General features: G+C 47.7%; 19 protein-coding genes and 1 tRNA gene. 7 read left to right on the top strand and 13 right to left on the bottom strand.

The genetic code is table 11. From position 1 onward, the window contains the following. Positions 1–39 precede the first annotated feature (39 nt). The 5 genes from DXZ20_RS13915 to pyrE form a co-directional block, all read right to left on the bottom strand. Positions 40–2,517, bottom strand: a complete 2,478-nt coding sequence (locus tag DXZ20_RS13915) for a hybrid sensor histidine kinase/response regulator (RefSeq protein ID WP_163698765.1) — start codon at positions 2,515–2,517, stop codon at positions 40–42. A gap of 30 nt (positions 2,518–2,547) precedes the next feature. After that, positions 2,548–3,114, bottom strand: a complete 567-nt coding sequence (locus tag DXZ20_RS13920) for a putative pterin-binding protein (RefSeq protein ID WP_163663571.1) — start codon at positions 3,112–3,114, stop codon at positions 2,548–2,550. Between the two features lie 297 nt (positions 3,115–3,411). After that, positions 3,412–3,762 (bottom strand): hypothetical protein, encoded by a 351-nt coding sequence (locus DXZ20_RS13925; RefSeq protein WP_163663573.1) that lies wholly within the window; start codon positions 3,760–3,762, stop codon positions 3,412–3,414. Then, positions 3,759–5,624, bottom strand: a complete 1,866-nt coding sequence (locus DXZ20_RS13930; protein WP_163698766.1) for a phosphatase PAP2 family protein — start codon at positions 5,622–5,624, stop codon at positions 3,759–3,761. The genes DXZ20_RS13925 and DXZ20_RS13930 overlap by 4 nt, the downstream gene beginning before the upstream one ends. A gap of 178 nt (positions 5,625–5,802) precedes the next feature. Beyond that, on the bottom strand, positions 5,803–6,405 hold the full coding sequence (gene pyrE, locus DXZ20_RS13935) for an orotate phosphoribosyltransferase (protein WP_163663577.1): 603 nt from the start codon (positions 6,403–6,405) through the stop codon (positions 5,803–5,805). Positions 6,406–6,647: 242 nt separating this feature from the next. Between pyrE and DXZ20_RS13940 the strand changes: the two genes are divergently transcribed. After that, positions 6,648–7,079 (top strand): hypothetical protein, encoded by a 432-nt coding sequence (locus DXZ20_RS13940; protein ID WP_163663579.1) that lies wholly within the window; start codon positions 6,648–6,650, stop codon positions 7,077–7,079. A 42-nt stretch (positions 7,080–7,121) separates the two neighbouring features. Here the strand turns inward: DXZ20_RS13940 and DXZ20_RS13945 are convergent. After that, positions 7,122–7,194: transfer RNA gene (locus DXZ20_RS13945), tRNA-Ile, on the bottom strand. Between the two features lie 176 nt (positions 7,195–7,370). Between DXZ20_RS13945 and DXZ20_RS13950 the strand changes: the two genes are divergently transcribed. The 3 genes from DXZ20_RS13950 (at position 7,371) to DXZ20_RS13960 (ending at position 10,313) form a co-directional block, all read left to right on the top strand. After that, positions 7,371–7,631, top strand: a complete 261-nt coding sequence (locus DXZ20_RS13950; protein WP_006517683.1) for a hypothetical protein — start codon at positions 7,371–7,373, stop codon at positions 7,629–7,631. Between the two features lie 48 nt (positions 7,632–7,679). Then, positions 7,680–9,071, top strand: a complete 1,392-nt coding sequence (locus DXZ20_RS13955) for a hemolysin family protein (protein ID WP_163663581.1) — start codon at positions 7,680–7,682, stop codon at positions 9,069–9,071. Positions 9,072–9,254: 183 nt separating this feature from the next. Continuing rightward, positions 9,255–10,313 carry a Gfo/Idh/MocA family oxidoreductase gene (locus DXZ20_RS13960; RefSeq protein ID WP_163663583.1) on the top strand — a complete coding sequence of 353 codons (1,059 nt, stop codon included), beginning with the start codon at positions 9,255–9,257 and terminating at the stop codon, positions 10,311–10,313. Here the strand turns inward: DXZ20_RS13960 and DXZ20_RS13965 are convergent. From DXZ20_RS13965 to DXZ20_RS13985, 5 genes are all read right to left on the bottom strand, one after another. Next, positions 10,303–10,563, bottom strand: a complete 261-nt coding sequence (locus DXZ20_RS13965) for a hypothetical protein (protein WP_163663585.1) — start codon at positions 10,561–10,563, stop codon at positions 10,303–10,305. The genes DXZ20_RS13960 and DXZ20_RS13965 overlap by 11 nt on opposite strands. 159 nt (positions 10,564–10,722) lie before the next feature. Beyond that, positions 10,723–11,829 (bottom strand): DUF3326 domain-containing protein, encoded by a 1,107-nt coding sequence (locus DXZ20_RS13970; protein WP_163698768.1) that lies wholly within the window; start codon positions 11,827–11,829, stop codon positions 10,723–10,725. Further along, on the bottom strand, positions 11,826–12,050 hold the full coding sequence (locus tag DXZ20_RS13975; protein ID WP_264315327.1) for a DUF8621 family protein: 225 nt from the start codon (positions 12,048–12,050) through the stop codon (positions 11,826–11,828). Before DXZ20_RS13975 ends, DXZ20_RS13970 begins: the two co-directional genes overlap by 4 nt. Positions 12,051–12,127: 77 nt before the next feature. Further along, entirely contained in the window at positions 12,128–12,448 is a 321-nt protein-coding gene (locus DXZ20_RS13980) for a 2Fe-2S iron-sulfur cluster-binding protein (RefSeq protein ID WP_006517677.1), read from the bottom strand. 86 nt (positions 12,449–12,534) lie between these two features. Then, positions 12,535–12,717, bottom strand: a complete 183-nt coding sequence (locus DXZ20_RS13985; RefSeq protein WP_006517676.1) for a hypothetical protein — start codon at positions 12,715–12,717, stop codon at positions 12,535–12,537. 370 nt (positions 12,718–13,087) lie between these two features. Here DXZ20_RS13985 and DXZ20_RS13990 point away from each other — a divergent pair, with 370 nt between their 5' ends. After that, positions 13,088–13,642 (top strand): DUF2854 domain-containing protein, encoded by a 555-nt coding sequence (locus tag DXZ20_RS13990; protein ID WP_163663589.1) that lies wholly within the window; start codon positions 13,088–13,090, stop codon positions 13,640–13,642. 180 nt (positions 13,643–13,822) lie between these two features. Here the strand turns inward: DXZ20_RS13990 and pgeF are convergent, their stop codons facing one another. Together pgeF and cimA are read right to left on the bottom strand one after the other, a co-directional pair. Beyond that, the gene (gene pgeF, locus DXZ20_RS13995) at positions 13,823–14,635 is read right to left on the bottom strand and encodes a peptidoglycan editing factor PgeF (RefSeq protein ID WP_163698770.1); all 813 of its coding nucleotides are present in this window, start codon (positions 14,633–14,635) and stop codon (positions 13,823–13,825) included. Between the two features lie 30 nt (positions 14,636–14,665). Beyond that, positions 14,666–16,330, bottom strand: a complete 1,665-nt coding sequence (cimA, locus tag DXZ20_RS14000) for a citramalate synthase (protein WP_163663593.1) — start codon at positions 16,328–16,330, stop codon at positions 14,666–14,668. Positions 16,331–16,835: 505 nt separating this feature from the next. On the opposite strand from cimA, the gene DXZ20_RS14005 reads away from it, so the two are divergent. Then, positions 16,836–17,162, top strand: a complete 327-nt coding sequence (locus tag DXZ20_RS14005; protein WP_163698772.1) for a 2Fe-2S iron-sulfur cluster-binding protein — start codon at positions 16,836–16,838, stop codon at positions 17,160–17,162. A 121-nt stretch (positions 17,163–17,283) separates the two neighbouring features. Further along, positions 17,284–17,757 (top strand): hypothetical protein, encoded by a 474-nt coding sequence (locus tag DXZ20_RS14010; RefSeq protein ID WP_163663595.1) that lies wholly within the window; start codon positions 17,284–17,286, stop codon positions 17,755–17,757. Positions 17,758–17,794: the final 37 nt, after the last annotated feature.

Consider the following 17,794-nt stretch of genomic DNA (forward strand, 5'->3'; position numbering starts at 1 on the left):
ATTGGTTTCTGTATGCTTCACATAGGTTTTCTATGGCAGTTACATATTTGTCAGATGTTGTTGCAGGAGTTCTTCAATTTCTTCGACTTGAAATTGTTTGGCCAGCTGTAGAATGGTTTCGGCAAAGACGAGATATCGTTGATCTGTAGCCACTAACTGTTCGACTTGCGATCGCAACACCTTTAAATTAGCTTTTCGTGCGTGAGTAAACAGCATCTCTAATGTTTGCCTTGGAGGTAAGATGAGTTCAGCATTGGCAGATGCTGCTTGTAGGGGACTATCCTGCTGAGATTGGTAGATCCACTCTAATTTCAAATGAGTTAACAGGATCTCGAATAAATGAGTCTCATCTACAGGCTTAGCTATGAAACCATCGCTGCCTTGAGCTAGGGCTTTTTGCTGGTCACTTTGGGATACTGAGGCTGACGAGACAATAACCTTGACTTGTTTGAGGTCCTCAGAATTACGAATGCGCTTTAAAAACTCAAACCCATCCATTGTGGGCATCACTAAGTCAGTAATCACTAAATCAGGAGACCCGGAGCCAAGTATGTCCAGCCCCTCTTGACCATTTTCAGCTTCAACAATATCGAAACCTAATGGCTTTAGTAGATTCCTTAAAACAACACGATTTTCCCAATGATCGTCCACTACTAATATTTGACGACGACGACCCTTGTAACCAATTATATGACGGATGTTGAAGGTTATTGGTCGTTCCTTACATTGCTGCGTTAAAGGAAGTTTAACCGTGAAGAAAAACTCACTACCCTCTCCAATTTGACTGCGTACTTGGATAGTACCTTTCATCAACTGCACAATACGTTGACTAATTGCGAGACCGAGACCTGTCCCTTCCGACTGTTTGTGACGATCACCTACTTGCTCAAATGATTGGAATAGTTTAAACAGATGAGCTTTGGCAATGCCTACCCCAGTATCAATGACTTGAAATCGTAACGATGTTTGCATCTGATCAAGCATCAGCACATCTACCTTTAGGGTGACACTCCCTTGATTGGTAAATTTGATAGCATTGCCCAATAAGTTAATTAAAATTTGCCGTAGACGCTTGTCATCAACGATGACCCCAGTTGGCAATTGAGGGTTGGGCTGATAAATCAATCTCAGGTTTTTTTCGTCAGCGCGAATTTTGCATATTTCCACAACACTTTTGAGTAGTGCTGGTAAATCTACTGCAACAGGTATTAACTCCAGTTTACGAGCTTCGATTTTAGCTAGATCTAAAATGTCATTGATCAAGGTGAGCAGGTGGGTTCCGCATTGATGGATAACACTAATTCCATTACGTTCTCGTGCAGTTAACGTTTGGCTTCTTCTCAAAATTTGAGAATAGCCAAGAATACCATTCAGAGGCGTGCGAAGTTCATGGCTCATGTTAGCCAAAAATTCACTTTTTGCCTGATTTGCAACTTCTGCCTTTTGTTTTGCGATTTTGAGTTCTTCTTCAGACCGCTTTCGGGCAGTCACATCGGTCAGCATACAGAGTGTCCCCGTATGTTGGCCAATGTCATCGAAAATTGGAGTGCCATTGGTCAACAGCCATAAAGTCTTTCCATCTGGCCGCATTAACTGTAGGTCATGGGGCACTCGCGACCCCCGTTGAAGAGCAGTCAAATACTCACGGACTTTAAGTTTATCTTCACGGGAAGCAAGAAAATCCCATAAGCTAGCTTCCTTTAGCTTTATCTCATCGAGGCCTAAGATATCTGCCATTTTGCAATTGGCAAAGGTAGTTTTTCCTTGGGGGTCTAAGAGCCAAATACCTTCTTCAGCAGTTTCAATAATACGGCGATATTGCTCCTCTTGCTCTCGAATGGTGGCGAGAATTCGCTGACGTTCTTGAATGAATTGGGCTGTATTAATAATTGCAAAGCAGATAAAAATGAGAAATAAGATAGAAATGACTGTAATAAGCTGAATTGCGCCAGATCGTAGATTTACCAACTGTACATACTGATCTCGTCTCTGATGAGAGTGTTTATTGCCCAGATCATTGATTAGGTACTCAAAGTCGACAAGCTGTTCGTAAAGCTGAGTTTGTAATGCATCATTTGTAGAATCAGTAATCCAGTGATTCAGGTTTACCTCTAATATTTGCCAGGCACGGTCAAATTCAGTGAGCTTACTAGCAAGTTCAGGAGGTAGATCGCTACTGATATGATGCTTTTGAATTACCCTCAGACGACTCTTCACAAGATCAACTTGTTGCTTAATAGCAATCACGTCAAGGTCGCCATGTCTAGCCCTAGCTAGAACGGCTAATCGTAAAACTTCCCGGTTCAATTGATTGACCCCCCGCTCAGAACGATTGAGGCCACTGGTTAGGAGTTCATCTTGGGCTTTTAAGTAATCAATCAGGTTGAGACCGCTGAAAGTAATGGCTCCAAATAATCCCACCGAGATTGTTGCCAGCATCACGATTTTGGTCTGAAAACTTTTGAAGCCTTTCCCAGGCATAAGTTTGGTTTCTACCGGAGTCAAAGGTATACGCATGACAACTATCGCATAAACCTTGAAGTATCACTACTCTTTCACGGTAATGTTCTTAATTTGCCATACCCAATAGGAATCTGTACCCAGCTCAAATTTGTAGTCATTGTAGGGAAAAACGAGCATGGCCGGGCCACGATAATCGGGAGTCATGTATTCATCATCTTGTTGTAATGCAAAAATGACTGGATAGTCACGAACTAAATGGATGGGGACATCTACTTGAAAATCATTTAAGGCAAGCACACCCAGCACGCTGGCTTCAGGAGGAACTTGCCATAATTCCAGTAGATCTTTCATCAAGACCCCTTTAAATGTGTGTTCTTCTTTTTCAAATGGATCTTGAACAGTATATTCCACCAGTCCTACTGACTCAATGGTGGGAATATCCATGATGATCTTTTGGCCATCATTCGTTGCACCAATTTTTCCTGAGACTGTTAAGATTACATCTTCCTGGGGCTTAGGAATTGCGCTACCGGCCTTGAGAATAGGTGTTTCTAAGCGAGTGTAAACCGAGTCAAACTTAGGTTGGGTTGCACATCCAACAACCGCAGCTAGCATTAGGGGATAAAGGATGGACTGAAGCGTAAATTTCATGGGTTCCCTCGCATGCTGATCAAGGCTTTGCTCAAGGAGCTTTTAACTTAACGTGCCCTCAAGCCAGAGGTTATTAACGCAGCATTATCCTAAAATTGGCTGACTTTAATGATGGCAGATATGCATGAAAGGACTTGAACTTTAAACACTAGGAAACCGGAAGTTTGGCGAGGGGCAACCTTCGAAACTTCCGGCATAGGGGTTTTATCTGTGCTGTCCTTAGGGGTTTGAAGAGAGCTGTTTATCTCTCTTGTTCTTGATTCCAAACTGCCTATAGCATTTAATTCAGTCAGACTGTCATAGGAGTCGATTTAGCAAAAGCAGGCCACTGAGAACAGTAGCTAATGCTAATAGCCACTGCCAGGGTTGATTCAAGGTTTCTAGGAGTCTGGCAAAACTCTTATAAAACTGAACGATGTCTGCGAACAAACTAGTTTTATGGGGGGGAGTGATGGGAGGATCTACATCCTTAGGAGGAAGCGTGGGAAGGTCTATCTCCTTGCAGGGTAGCTCTTGTGGAGAGCCATAGGGATGCAGGGGGCGACGTACGGATGCGACAGGAGCAAACTCTCCACGATACTGTTTCGTAGCCGCCCGCCCCCGCAAGGGGGGCTTTACCTTCGATGCATGACGGGGTAAACGGGTCATCGGCGGCCAATCCTGACAACATCACCATCAAATGTGGGCACAGAGAGCACAAACGGATCGGTAGAGTAGGTTAAGGCCTGTTCTTCAAGGATACCGAGGGCGATCTCTTCACCCATACGTAAACTATCGTAGTAGTCACTAAAGTAGTGGACTCCAGCCATATCACGACCAATAGAGATATTCGCTGCAAGCTTGTTTAGTTCACCCTCTAGGGTGAGAAACTCACTGCAAGTAGACTCCACAAGACACCCTGTAGGTGCACCTTCGCCCGTAGAAGGATGGGAGAGGTCAGGTGCACGGAAAACAACAGGTTTGTCACCGTGTTCTTCACGCTTGAAAGCGATCGCACCGCCCTTAGTTTTAGCCAAAACAGCACTGGTATCAAAGAAGGCTTTAAGAATGGTGACACAGGCCCCTGCAACAGTGGCATGACCTGCGCCATAGGCAGGGTGCATAGGTGAGCCTTCTGGAAACGCCATGGGTAAGAAATGGGTGCCACAACCAGGGCCATTTGCGATCGCGGTTAGAGTACGTCCCAAAGCATCTCTTAGGACACCAATGTCTGATGCTAATGCTGTAGGAACTTTGGCACCACAGCGTAGTAGCTCAAGTTTGCCAGCCAACGCCTCGGGACGCAGACGAATATGACTGTTGAACTTCTGGAAACGAACTGCTTTTAGACCTCGGGTCGCCATTTCTGTTACAAGATTGAGAATGTGGGGGCCACCATAAAGCGCGAACCCCCCTGCATTACGAGACGTTTTCGTGTGGCCAACAAAAGTCGCCCCCCCTGAGAGTTGATCAAATCCCGGATCAAAGGGGGTGCCCATGCCTAGCAGGATGATGCAAGCATTTAAGTAGGCTTCGTATAACGCATCATAATGGACATAAGTGGCCAAGTCACGAAGTGTAGAAATAAATCGACGGGGAGGGCGAGCTGGCGCTGAAACAGGTTGACCTTTTTTGGCACCGTAGGTTTCCCTAGGAGGCTTGATACCACGCTGTACCTTCACATACTCAGGCATGGTAATCATGTAGTTTTTGCACGGTTCAGCAATAGGAACCTTCTGGTCGATTTGCAGGACACCATAGGTAATTTTGCCTTCGGCGACGCGTCCCCCACCATTACCATCCTCATCTTGATTGACATCTGTATTACCAATCAGCAAAAACTGAGAGAGATATGGACCGACTTCAACACCGGGAGAAGAACCACGAAAGACTGTTTGAGGGTCGAATTCTTGATCACTATTGACCTTACGAGGGCGACCGGTTTGATTACTTACGTAGCTTAGAGTGTTGAGACGCGAGATCGCACTATCAATCTCTCCTGTGGATTTGCCATTTTCAAAGGCATTAAATGGCTGATCACGGAGAATAGCTAGCTCATAAACTTCAGCCATTTCCAAGGCAAGCTCTAGATTAACATTGCCATGCTCATCCAACAGTGGTGGTGCAGGCGGCATGGTGACTGCCTGGGCATCAGGACCTTGTAGCCCATAAACGACACCAGCGGTAGGTGCTTCCCACTGTCTTAACTTGCCAGTAATCTCTACATCTGTCTCAGGGACAACCTCACCTGCATAGTTCACTTGGAACTTGGCACCGTGACGGACGCGATCTGTAAAAGGATCAATAAAGCCATCGTCAATGGCCCGGCGAAACTCCACGAAATCTTGAGGATCTTGCAGTAAGCCTGTGTCAGGATTGTGGGGTAGTCCTTTGGTAAAGGACATAAAATACTGGGCTCCAGCGTAGCGCTGTTCATCCCCATTAGCTTTATGGGTGGGGTACTCGCGACTTCTAGCTAGTTCGGCTGCTTCCAGACGAACAGCATAGGACTCTTGGCGACGATCAGACATAAGAATCTTCCTACACGAAACGTTAGATCCTACGGATGCTCATGGCACCGAAAATCTAAAAACGATGTATCTGATTCAAATCTAAAAGCCGTGAAAGCAATCGCCAGTACCCTTAGGGGTAATTTCAAATACCCTTGAAATTTATTACTTTGTTCCGGAATTTGCTAAACAACCGATGCTAAGCAGATTGAAGGTTTAGGGCTTTCCAGCGTGCTTGGATTTCGCTGATTGTGAAAACTGCTTTAAAGTCAATATTTTCCTGAGCATAGTGCTCAGCTCCCCCTTGCTGTCGATCGACCAAGGAAATTACCTGTTTGACGGTGTAACCAGCTGCTCTCAGACGGACGATAGCCTTCATAGCGGACTGTCCGGTGGTAACAACATCTTCCAAAATGACAACATTGCTATTCTCAGGGAGGACGGGACCTTCAATGTAGGCTTGGGTGCCATGGCCTTTGGCTTCTTTGCGCACAATGAGAGGAGTTATAGAACGTCCTGTATAGGCTGCAACAACGCTGACTGCGGTAACAATTGGATCAGCACCCAAGGTAAGACCGCCAACACCAACAACGTTGTCATCTAAATAATCAAGCATGACTTGCCCCACCATCTGCACACCTTGAGGGTGCAAGGTAACCAATTTCCCATTGATGTAATAGGTACTCTGTTGCCCTGAGGACAGGATGAAATCGCCCTCTTTGTAAGCATCTGTGCAGATCAAATCAAGCAACTGCTGTTTAACGGTGGTGAGATCAGTGGAGACGGTGGACGAAGGAGCCATGGTGTTAGAGATCACTGGATGGGATGGGTACTTTTGAAAAAGCGTTGACTAATGTTGTGCATTATGTGTCTATGAAGCATTGCAAAAGTGATTAAAACGGATAAGATAGAGGCCAACTTTTGTTGATAACTCTGCTTTAGCTTTTGGTGGCTTCATTATTGACTGCTGAATAATGCTTAGCTAGTTTATCGATTTTTATGAACCGGGGTACTATATGCCCCAAATTGTGAGGTGGACCCATCATGAAACTTAAGGGATTAGTACTCAGTACTGCGGTTGCGATCGCAGCCTTGTCAGCCATGGCCAGCCGCGCCAACGCACAGAACGCAACGTTTACCGAGCCAACTGTGCTTGAAACAATGGATGACATTAACACTCGTCACAGCGGTAGCTATAGACGCGATCGCAGCATTGGTCGTCAGGCGGCTCATATTTTTGGCTTTGGGATTCCAGGACGGGCAGCTTTCCCTGAATTGGAGTTAGATCGCAACAGTGCTGGGCTTAATGAAGCCTATAACGAACTCATGTTTCTTCAAACCCGCAATACCCCAGCGATTCGAGTACCTGATCTGGCTAATCCTTACAACACCTCACTTCAGATGCTGCCTGGTTCCCAAGCAGGCAGCCGAGTAGTCGGCACTGAGCTAAACTTTGAGCCGTTGCCAAGACGTTAATAAAAAGCCCCGGTGTCTTTAAAGGCATCGGGGCTTTTACAATCCAGGGTGCAGGAATCGAACCTGCCTAAGGCGAATTATGAGTTCGCTGCCTAATCCGCTCGGCCAACCCTGGCTATAGAAAGTATATCTATTAGGCCTGTTATATCATAGTCAACTCCTGAAAATAGATGAGTAACAGTTTTTGATATATTTAAATTTAAGCGGCCCTTTCTAAGGGTACGCTAATCCATATTGCTATTTTGGCTAAGTTTTAATTTAACAGTGCCTGGCAGAATATCCCCTGACCTTATGAGAGTTAATCCAGCAATCGCGTTTACCTTGATATTGCTTGCCGCTATGTTTGGTTCAGGCATTGTTAGCGCATCTTGGGGATATTCCTTGGGGCGGCAAGCCCTGACCGGTATTCGCCAACCAGAAACTCGTCCTGCCAGCGCTTCAACGGGTAGCCGAGATACCACCCAAACGAGTGACTTTGTCTTGCTGAAGGAGGAGGATATCCTCAAAAACATCAAGGCTCGTATTGAAGGTGGCTTGGATACTGCTGAGTAGTCGAAAAATGGGACAAATAGATGAACCACCCCCCCCAAGGGGCTGTCAATGGTTGTGCAGGGTTTCATGATTGACGGCGGTGGGTTACCCATTGGCGCTACAGGTATCATGGCCCGTCTGCTGGCAATCGTGGCGCTGATTATTCTGAATGCTTTTTTCGTGGCAGCAGAATTTTCTATTGTTTCGGTGCGGCGCTCTCGGATTAATCAGCTGGCCTCAGTTGGTGATGTCCAGGCACAAACCGTTCAAAGTCTTCAGCAGAGCATTGACCGCCTGCTGCCTACGACCCAAATTGGTATTACCTTGGCTAGCCTAGCCCTAGGCTGGATTGGGGAAGACACCCTAGCGGTCTTGCTGCATCACTGGTTACGGCAGCTGCCTATTCCTGTCTCGTTTTTTTCCCATGGGCTAGCACTGATGTTAGCGTTTTGGAGTCTGGCCTATTTACAGATTGTTCTGGGGGAATTGATTCCCAAATCATTGGCCTTGAGCTATTCGGAACAAGCAGCGCGGCTGTTAGGGCCTGTCAGCCTTACCGTGGCTCGATTGTTTTCACCCGTTGTATGGCTTCTCAATTTTTCCACCCAAGGCTTACTTAAACTGGTGGGATTACAGGAGCGACGTCAGTCGGATACTCAGCTCACGTCAGATGAGCTGCAAATGATTATCAGGACGCCAACAGCGGTGCTTGACCTGGATCAAGAAGAACGGGATATTCTCAATAATGTCTTTGAGTCCAGGGATTTTACAGTGGAAGACATCATGGTGCCGCGAACCCAAGTTGTGGCCCTAGACGATACAGCGACCTGGCAGGATTTACTGAATATCGTGGTAGAGACAGGATATTCTCAGTTTCCTTTGGTCGGCGAGTCTTTGGATAGTATCAGCGGCATTCTTGATTTTAAGGCGATGGCTGAGCCTCTGGCGAAAGGGCAGCTGACCTATGCAACCGAGATCCGTCCGTGGATGAAAGCTGCACGGGTGGTGCCAACAGATTTACCACTGAGCGACTTACTCAGCCGGATGCAGCGATTAAATCATTCAATGATGATTGTGGTGGATAACTATGGTGGCACGGCTGGATTGGTGACTTGGGCAGATGTAACGGCTGAGCTGATTGGTGACGAAGAGGTGATGCTAGCGGGAGACATTACCTATGTAGATGACCACTCAGCTTTAGTGCCTGCTCAAATGGAAATTGATGCGGTCAATAAGCAGTTTACGTTGGCACTGCCCACCACCGATGATTATCAAACTCTGGCAGGGTTTGTCATCCATTCATTGCAGAAAATCCCTGAAGCAGGGGAGCAGTTGAACTATGGTGATGACCTTGTTTTCACGGTGAAAACGGTTAAAGGTCCGAAGTTAGAGCAGATTCAGATCACACGTCATAATGTGCCACTACGCCGTCGTATCCCTCGCAGACAGACAGGAAATTGACACAGCGGGATGGCAGATTGCTATTCCTATGGCCAAAATTCTGACAATAGAAGGACTGGTTTGACGTTATAAGTGGAGCATGCAACCAAAGAACTAAGGATTGCTGTGGTAATATCTGGTTGACTTTGAGGAAAGTAAAGTCATTCTGGGAGCAAATTGCTCTCTGGTGTGAGGGACCCTGGCGTGCAACAACGAGATTCTCAAATTGCAAGTGATAGTCACGAGGACTTGCTCCGCATTGGCGTAATTGGTGTTGGCAACATGGGTCAACACCATGCTCGTGTACTGAGTCGCATTAAAGATGTGCAGTTGGTTGGCATTGCGGATACAAATGTTGAACGTGGTTTGTCGACCGCTGGCAAGTATGGTGTGCGTTTCTTTGAAGACTATGATGAGCTGCTGAAGCATGTGGATGCCGTTTGCATTGCTGTACCCACCCGGTTTCACCATCAAGTGGGAATGGCCTGTTTGCAGGCTGGCGTGCATATGTTAATTGAAAAGCCGATTGCCGCTAATATCAGTGAAGCCGAGTCTTTAGTAAATGCTGCTGCCGAGGCAAACTGCATTTTACAAGTCGGCCATATTGAGCGTTTTAATCCGGCTTTTCAGGAATTACATAATGTCCTCAAGACCGAAAAACTACTAGCCCTTGAGGCCCGGCGCATGAGCCCTTACTCTCAACGGGCGAATGATGTCTCGGTGGTGCTCGACCTGATGATCCATGACATCGACCTGTTGCTAGAGCTGGCGGAGGCTCCGGTGGTCAAGTTGACTGCCAGCGGTAGTCGAGCTGGGGATTCGCCGTATTTAGACTATGTGACAGCCACCCTAGGGTTTGCCAATGGCATTGTCGCTACTTTGACGGCCAGTAAGGTCACTCATCGCAAGATTCGTAGCATTGCGGCCCACTGCCGTAATTCCCTAACTGAGGCTGACTTTCTCAACAATGAGATTTTGATTCACCGTCAGACAACGGCGAATACGATGACAGACTATGGCCAGGTGCTCTATCGTCAGGATGGCCTGATTGAAAAGGTCTACACCAGTAATATTGAGCCCCTCCATGCAGAACTTGAGCACTTTGTGAACTGTGCCCGAGGGGGAGGGAAGCCTTCTGTAGGGGGTGAGCAAGCACTGAAAGCGTTGCGATTGGCAAGTCTGATTGAGCAGATGGCCCTAGATGGTCAGGCTTGGAAGACGGATGATGAAATGGCAGGGGTGTTGCAGGCCGTTACGGTATAGCGGTAATAACAGCAGGTTCGATTGCGATCGCAATCATGCCACTATCTTTAGCCGACACACCAAAAATCACTTCACCCTCATGGGCGGTAAAAAAGCAGTGCAGGATGCCATCAACCACCCGACATAGAGCAACGGTGCCTGAACGGATCTGCCAAGCTTGCTCAGGGACGTTTAGTTCCAGGATTTCATCTTGTTGAATATGGCACGCCTTTTGAAGTGTGTCTCGGGGCTGTGCGCTCAAGGTAGACATAAGGGATATGCAAATAGACCGAAGCTAGTCTTCTAGGATAGTCAAGCAGGGGAGCAGAATAGCGCGTTTTCTTATTTATCTTAGGAATGTTGAAATAAACTTCATGGAAAACTAATGGATCAGGCCGTATGCAAGGGTAAGGGATTATGCATCATGGTCCTAACCAAGGTGGCCAACGCTATGTTTAGGATTTGGCCAATGCTGCGATGGCTGAAGCAGCGGCTGTAGATGAGGAATATGGGGGCTTAATGCCGAGATATCGATACCCGCTCGCTGGGTTGAGATCGCACCCACGGCTTCCAAGTAAGACCCCACATTGACCACATTTAGATTTAAAGCGGCAGCATCAACTGCAAGGGTAGTGGGATTGTCTTTAACCGCAATAATTTGGGTAGCCGTGCCACTGAGGCTCAGAGTAGCACTGCCCCCTAATGTACTGGCTGGAACAATCAGGACATCAACGTCGGGGGCGCTAATGCTGCGGGCGGTGGCCATGGTGCTGAACTGAGGCGCTTTGCTCAGTCCTGCCAGCACACAGGGTAAAAAAGTATAGCCAATTTCTTCAGCGGCAGACCGTGGAGAAATGCTCGGGTCAAGCGGCAGCGGCTGAAGGGCTGGGGCATGGGCACAGGGCACTTGAAACTCGCGTACCACCAGATGACTAATGACGGCTTCAGCGCCAGCGAGAGGATCGACACCCTGGCCCTGGCGATAGTCGGTGAGGGCATCGCTATCCATATCATCTGGAAAACGGGCAATGACAGCAATGGCGGTACAGCCCGATTGCAGCAAATGCTCGACCGCACGCAGCAGGCTATCAGGGCGTTCTAATGTGCCCCAAGTAGCTGCTGCTGCCTGTTTTAGCTGTACCCCCAAGGAAGCATCTGTAGTGACATATCCACGGATCTTGAGACCAAGGGTGGCACGAGCGGCATCGGCTGCTTGCAAATGTCGCCAACGCAGATCGTCTTCAATCTCCTGGTCTAGCACCAAGCCAATGGTATTTTGATGCACTGGCTGTAGGTGCCAGCGTCCAGCAGCAAACTGGTCGAGGCCATAGCCTTCAACATAGTAGGCATTGGGTAGGGGCCAGTAGAGCTGGGCCCCATTGAGCACATTGGGATGGGTAATCAGACGATCAGTGACGGTTGCGATCGCACGAGCAACGGGCAAGGCATCCCCTGCATAGCCACCAATCGCTGCCCCTACCCCCGTAGGAACAATCATCATAGTGGTATGGGGGCGGCCATTGTGAACAATGCTCATGCTTGATCCTTGGGCACCACTGTAACCACCGCTTCTATCTGGGCGGTTGTCTTTTCTACCGATGTGATTGCCCACCGCAGGGGTTCACCATAGGTGCGCAGTTGGCTTTCAATATGGTTACGAAGCGCGATACCCGTAGTCTGAAGCTCGACCGTCATCAAAACAAACTCTGTGGTCAGGAATGTGCTGCAATCTGATGAGTTATTGTCCAAATCCGTCATGCCCGTGTGTGGTGGACAGCACCGACTTTTATGTCCGACTTTTATATCCGATGTTGACCTGCTTTAGCGCTATAGGGTTAATTTTGAAATTGGCCAAATTGGGATTGGTAAACTGCGTCTTCCTTTTCTGTTTCTAGCTTGATATTGGACGTGGGATACGCCACACATAATAAGGCATAGCCCTTATCTTGAAGTTCTTGGCTGACCCCCATACCATCTTCTTGAGATACGCTCCCCTCAGTGATCAACGCAGCGCATGTGGTGCAGACCCCTGCACCACAGGAAGTGGGAAGATCTAGGCCAGCCGCTTGGGCCGCAGCTAAAATCGTTTCCTGTTCATCGACAGTGATGGTTTGAACAGTCCCTTGATGTTTGATTTCAACAGAATAGGTTGCCATGTGACCAGTGGATTAAATAAAAAAATTAAAAAGCGTATTGAATGATTAGCTTAAGGCAGAGGCTGCCATCAGATAAGTATGACAGCCTAACCTTGAGATTTTTCTTTGAAAACACGCTCAAATTCTTCTAGCAAATCATCCATTTCTTCTAAAGCCTGATTGACGTCGATCCGTAGTGTGCCTAGGTTAGGCTGCTCTAGTAGCTGCACCAAGGAATTTCGTTTAGCCCTGATTTGTTCAATCTGAGTTTTAAGCGTTTCTAGAGGCATAGTTATGTCTGATATCACCGTCTACCAACTCCAGAATAAGCAACTTTGGGTGCTTAATGCTATCAGGAGCTGGACCAGTCGTAGATGATGAGTATACGGACAGACAGTCACTGGTATAGTCGTGAGTTCGTTTTGTATTTGCAGGAAATTTATCCTAGAACTTCCATGTTTACAAAGACCCTGAGTATTGATTCCGTGCAGGTCGGATCTAATTTTTGAGCAGGGTTTAAAGGCAAATCCCTTTACTATGGGATCAGACAAGTTTGGGATTAGGCAAGACTAGGTTTGCTATCACAAACCTGTGTCTAATTGCACGAAGCAAACATCATCATTCACCACTGACGTTCATTTTTGAATTTAAATCCTACATATGCTACGCAAAGTTCCCCTCGGTGGTGTTCTACTATCAATTGGCTCTATCCTGACCCTGGTGGGCTTTGTAGCCTACTTCAAAGATATGGCCACCTTAAATTTGGCGGGATTTTTCTATGGAATTCCACTGCTCTTGGGGGGAGCAGCGTTGCGGGCTGCTGAGTTAGAGCCGGTACCTTATACTCAACCAGCTAGCGATACCGTTGTTACACTGCGGGATAAAACGGCAACCCAAACGCAAAATCAGGTTCGTAAGGATGTCACTCGCTATCGTTACGGACAGGAAGCTCACCTAGATATTGCTTTAGAGCGATTAGGATTGAGCCCTAACGATAAGCAACGCCCTATTCTTAGTGGTTTGCGTGAAGAGCTGCGGGATGGTGCATATGCCCTAGTGCTGGAGTTTGATTCACCCTACATGGCCTTAGAAACTTGGCAGGAAAAGCATGAAAAAATCGAGAGATTCTTCGGGCCTAATATTCGGGCTGAAATTGAATCACTGCCTGAGGATCAGGTGGAGTTAGCGCTGGTTACGACAGCGGCGGCAGCCTAAGGCTCTTCCAGTGAATATTTCATGCACGTTAATGCATAGCTCGCGTCAGAGACTTAGGTGAATTAGCCGAGCGGCCAGAAGACTGTCTTAAAATTTAACCCCTAGCACCTAATACCTTTGATTATGTCACTAACCTGGAGACTGCCTATCAGGCAGAACTAGCCATTACCACAGTGCTTACTACACACTGATAATGCCTGACCACTGTACTTGCTTAAGCTTAGTACGACGGTAGGAGAAAAAACGCTCGGGTTCTTGAAACGTGCAGTGGGGTGCAGTGGCTACCTGGTCCGATGCGAGGCCCATCTGTTCTAGCTGCATTTCGTTGATACGACGAACATCTAGACGCACATGACCGGGCTTGTTATCGGGTAATAGGGGTGGACTATCTACCGTTAATAGATGGGCAACGATGTCTGCTGGATTGGCAAATTGTTCCCCATCGACGACGCTGAGGCCCATTTGGGTGGCAACATCTTCTCCCACCTGGTAGACTTCACCTGCGATCGCAGGTCCCAGCAAAACACGCAAATCCTGGAGTTGCGAGCCTTGAGCCTGCAGCTTCGCAATGGCGGTGGGGACAATTTTCTGCGCAGTACCACGCCAGCCCGCATGGGCAGCGGCCACTTGCCCAGTACGTTCGTCCGCAATCAGTGCAGGCGTACAGTCTGCCGTGCAAACCCACGTGGCTTGACCCGCTTTACTACTAAAGCAACCATCTGCATGGGGACGCTCAATGTCCTCATCTGAGACCTGACTGCTACCACTGGCTACGAGGGTCTTAGTCCCGGTTCTGACGGCCTCTGGAGCAAGGACGACATTGCCATGGACTTGTTTTGTTCTGAGTACCTCGGCATTCTTGCTCAACGCTGACGTGAGAACTTCAGGGAGTTGGGGCGCAAATGCCGAAGTGAAGAAGCCATGGGGTTGGGCAATCAGATCGCAGGTTAAATAGGGCTGACCTTGCCAGGTCTGCCAGGTCCAATTGTGCATGGGAGAGAACGGGGTAAAAGGTGAGTAGGGTCAAGATTGACACGCTACCAGCTTAGCCTTTACTTCCGATCTCAACTTGAGCAAGCCATATTCCAAACCTTCAACGACCGCCTTATAGGACGCCTCCAAAATGTTGGGAGAAAGTCCTACGGTGGTCCAACGATGTTCGCCATCCCCAAATTCCACCAGCACGCGGGTCTTCGCAGCAGTACCTGAAGCACTGTCTAGAATGCGCACCTTGTAGTCGGTCAAGTAAAATCTCTCTAACTCTGGATAAAAGCGTTCTAATGCCTTGCGGAGAGCATGGTCTAGAGCCTCTACAGGGCCATTTCCTTCAGCTGCGTGGAGTAAGATTTTGCCATCCACAGACACCTTGACGGTGGCCAAAGAAGAGCTGCCCGCTGGGTCCTCAGGGGAACAATTCACGCCGCTGCCAGCGTAGGGCATCCGCTCGCAATGCACCTGAAATCCATACACATCAAACATTTTGGGCCGTTGCCCCAAGGCCTCTCGCATCAATAATTCAAAACTAGCCTCCGCAGCTTCAAACTGATAGCCCTCGTCTTCTAAGGACTTTAGCCGATGCAGTAGCTGCCGCGAGGTGGGACTGGTGCGATCTAGTTTGAGACCAAAGCTGCGGGCTTTAGCCATGACATTGCTTAACCCTGCCTGATCAGAAATTACAATGCGGCGCAGATTACCCACAGCAGTCGGTTCAATATGCTCGTAGGTTTTGGGATTTCGTTCTACAGCGCTGACATGAATACCGCCTTTGTGAGCAAAAGCTGACAGCCCCACATAAGGAGCATGCTCATTTGGCGCTAAATTGACTATTTCACTCACATATCGGCTGGTTTCCGCCAGAGTCGCCAACTTTTCTGCCGGTAGACAGTTGTAGCCAAGCTTCAGCTGAAGATTGGGAATTAATGAACATAGATTGGCATTACCGCATCGTTCGCCATAGCCGTTGATGGTGCCTTGAACCATGGTGACCCCTTCTAGGGCAGCTGTCAGAGAGTTAGCAACGGCCAGATCGCCATCGTTATGGGTATGGATACCTAACTGAGGAGGATTTTTCAAATTCAACGTGGCCAACCACTGACCAACTGTGCGTACAATCTCCGTGATCTGATGGGGTAACATGCCGCCGTTGGTGTCGCATAGCACCAACCACTCCGCACCAGCCCGAAGCGCAGCTTCCAAGGTTTGGACTGCATATGTAGGATTGCTTACATAACCATCAAACCAGTGCTCAGCATCGTAGATGACCCGTCGTCCTTGCCGTCTTAAATAGGCAATGGAGTCGTAGATCATGGATAGATTTTCATTCAACTCCGTCTTTAACCCCTCGGTAACGTGGAGATCCCAAGACTTACCAAACAGGGTTAACCAGTTAGTTCTTGCTGCTAAAGCTGCTGCTAAGGTGACATCCTCTGTCACTGGCATATGGGGGCGGCGAGTCGAGCAAAAAGCAACGACTTCAGCCTGACGCAATGGGTGCTGCTGGAGCTGAGAAAAAAACTGCCCATCTTTCGGATTCGCTCCTGGCCATCCCCCCTCGATAAAGGGAATCCCCAGATCGTCTAAGCGGCGAGCAATATTCAATTTATCTTCAACCGAAAGGGACAACCCCTCGCGCTGCGCACCATCCCGCAGAGTAGTGTCGTAAATCCAAAGCTGAGTGTTTTGAGACATAGCAACAGAGAACACAATGTAGTGAATGAAGCCTAGAAATAGTAGATGTAGAGGATGCTTCCTGTGATATTTGCTGAGTGTCGAATTCTGAACTTTATTTGATTTTTATTTTTTAGATACGTGGCAATTTAAAGACCCTGTGTACCGAGTTTAGACCTTTGATGAAGATATTCACAACCCAAAATGGGAAATGAACGGATGAGGATCAATCCTCTTAACCACAAGTGTTTGGCAGCATTTTATACTCTTTGTGACAGGCTATTTTTTGAGTCGTTTAAGTCATATCATCTCACTACTTTTATGAAGGCCATGGAAAAGCTGCGAAAACTTCAGGTTATGGCTTAATTCACTGATAAATATTTAGTGATATTTGCAATGTTTCTAAATCAAAACGCCTAAGTGTTTTACACATCTAAACTGTTATTTATCAAACTATCTACACAGACTTGAATTTGCCACATAAGAAACTGGAATGTAGTTTGAAATGCTTAACACAATGATTCCCATGCCAAACGTGACTGCTCAAGGACAAACCTTTGAATGTGAAACGGGTGCCAATCTCAGACGTGTGCTTTTAGATAACGACATTGCTCTATACAATGGCAGCGCTAATTTGATTAACTGCCGTGGTATCGGTAGCTGTGGAACCTGTGCTGTGATGATCGAGGGTGAGGTATCAGCGGCAAATTGGAAGGATCGGGGTCGACGGTCACTACCGCCCCATACCCCTGAGCGTCCCCTGCGCTTAGCCTGCCAAACCACTGTACTGGGGGATATTACAGTGACTAAATACGATCAGTTTTGGGGACAGGGACAAACGTTAGTGTGGTGAGGCGTTAAAGTTTAGACCCAAAGTTGTTAGAGTTAATGTCTGAATTCCTGCAAATAGTGGCTCCATTTTTCAAGAACTGGGTAATGATAAAAGGCGGTGGTAGTAAGGAGGGGATAGGCGTATGAATAAGTTTATCTTGGGTGGTATTCTGGCGGCGATTTCACTGATGGCCATCTATGGCACCAGTGCGTCTAACCAAGTAGCATCTTGGGTGGACCAAACCGATGATGACCCGTCTTCCCAAACTAATTTTGAGGCGGCTGACGATGCCACCAGTGGCACCGTAGTAGCACTGAATGGAGATGATGCGAATGGTAATTCCATTGGAATTATTAGTAGTCGAACACCGTTAGAAAAGGCAGGGGAGATTCCTCAACGTCAAGTTGTCGATGTGCAAAGTGCTCCGGCCTTTGGTATCAATGCTCAAACCAACAATGCTGGGGATGATACCGATGGCGTTGTTGTTGAGCCCAACCCCACGGCTGGAGAGACGGCTCAAACTACACCGCAAACGCCCCCTGCAAATCAGGGACAAGCGCAGCCGCAACCCACCAATCAGAACCAAAATCAGCCGCCTGTTAGGGCGCTTTGGTAGGGTAAACTGATGCACTTGTTGTGTTTCAGGATGTAAC

The sequence above is a fragment of the Adonisia turfae CCMR0081 genome (genome assembly GCF_011009555.1).
Taxonomy (GTDB): domain Bacteria; phylum Cyanobacteriota; class Cyanobacteriia; order Phormidesmidales; family Phormidesmidaceae; genus Leptothoe; species Leptothoe turfae.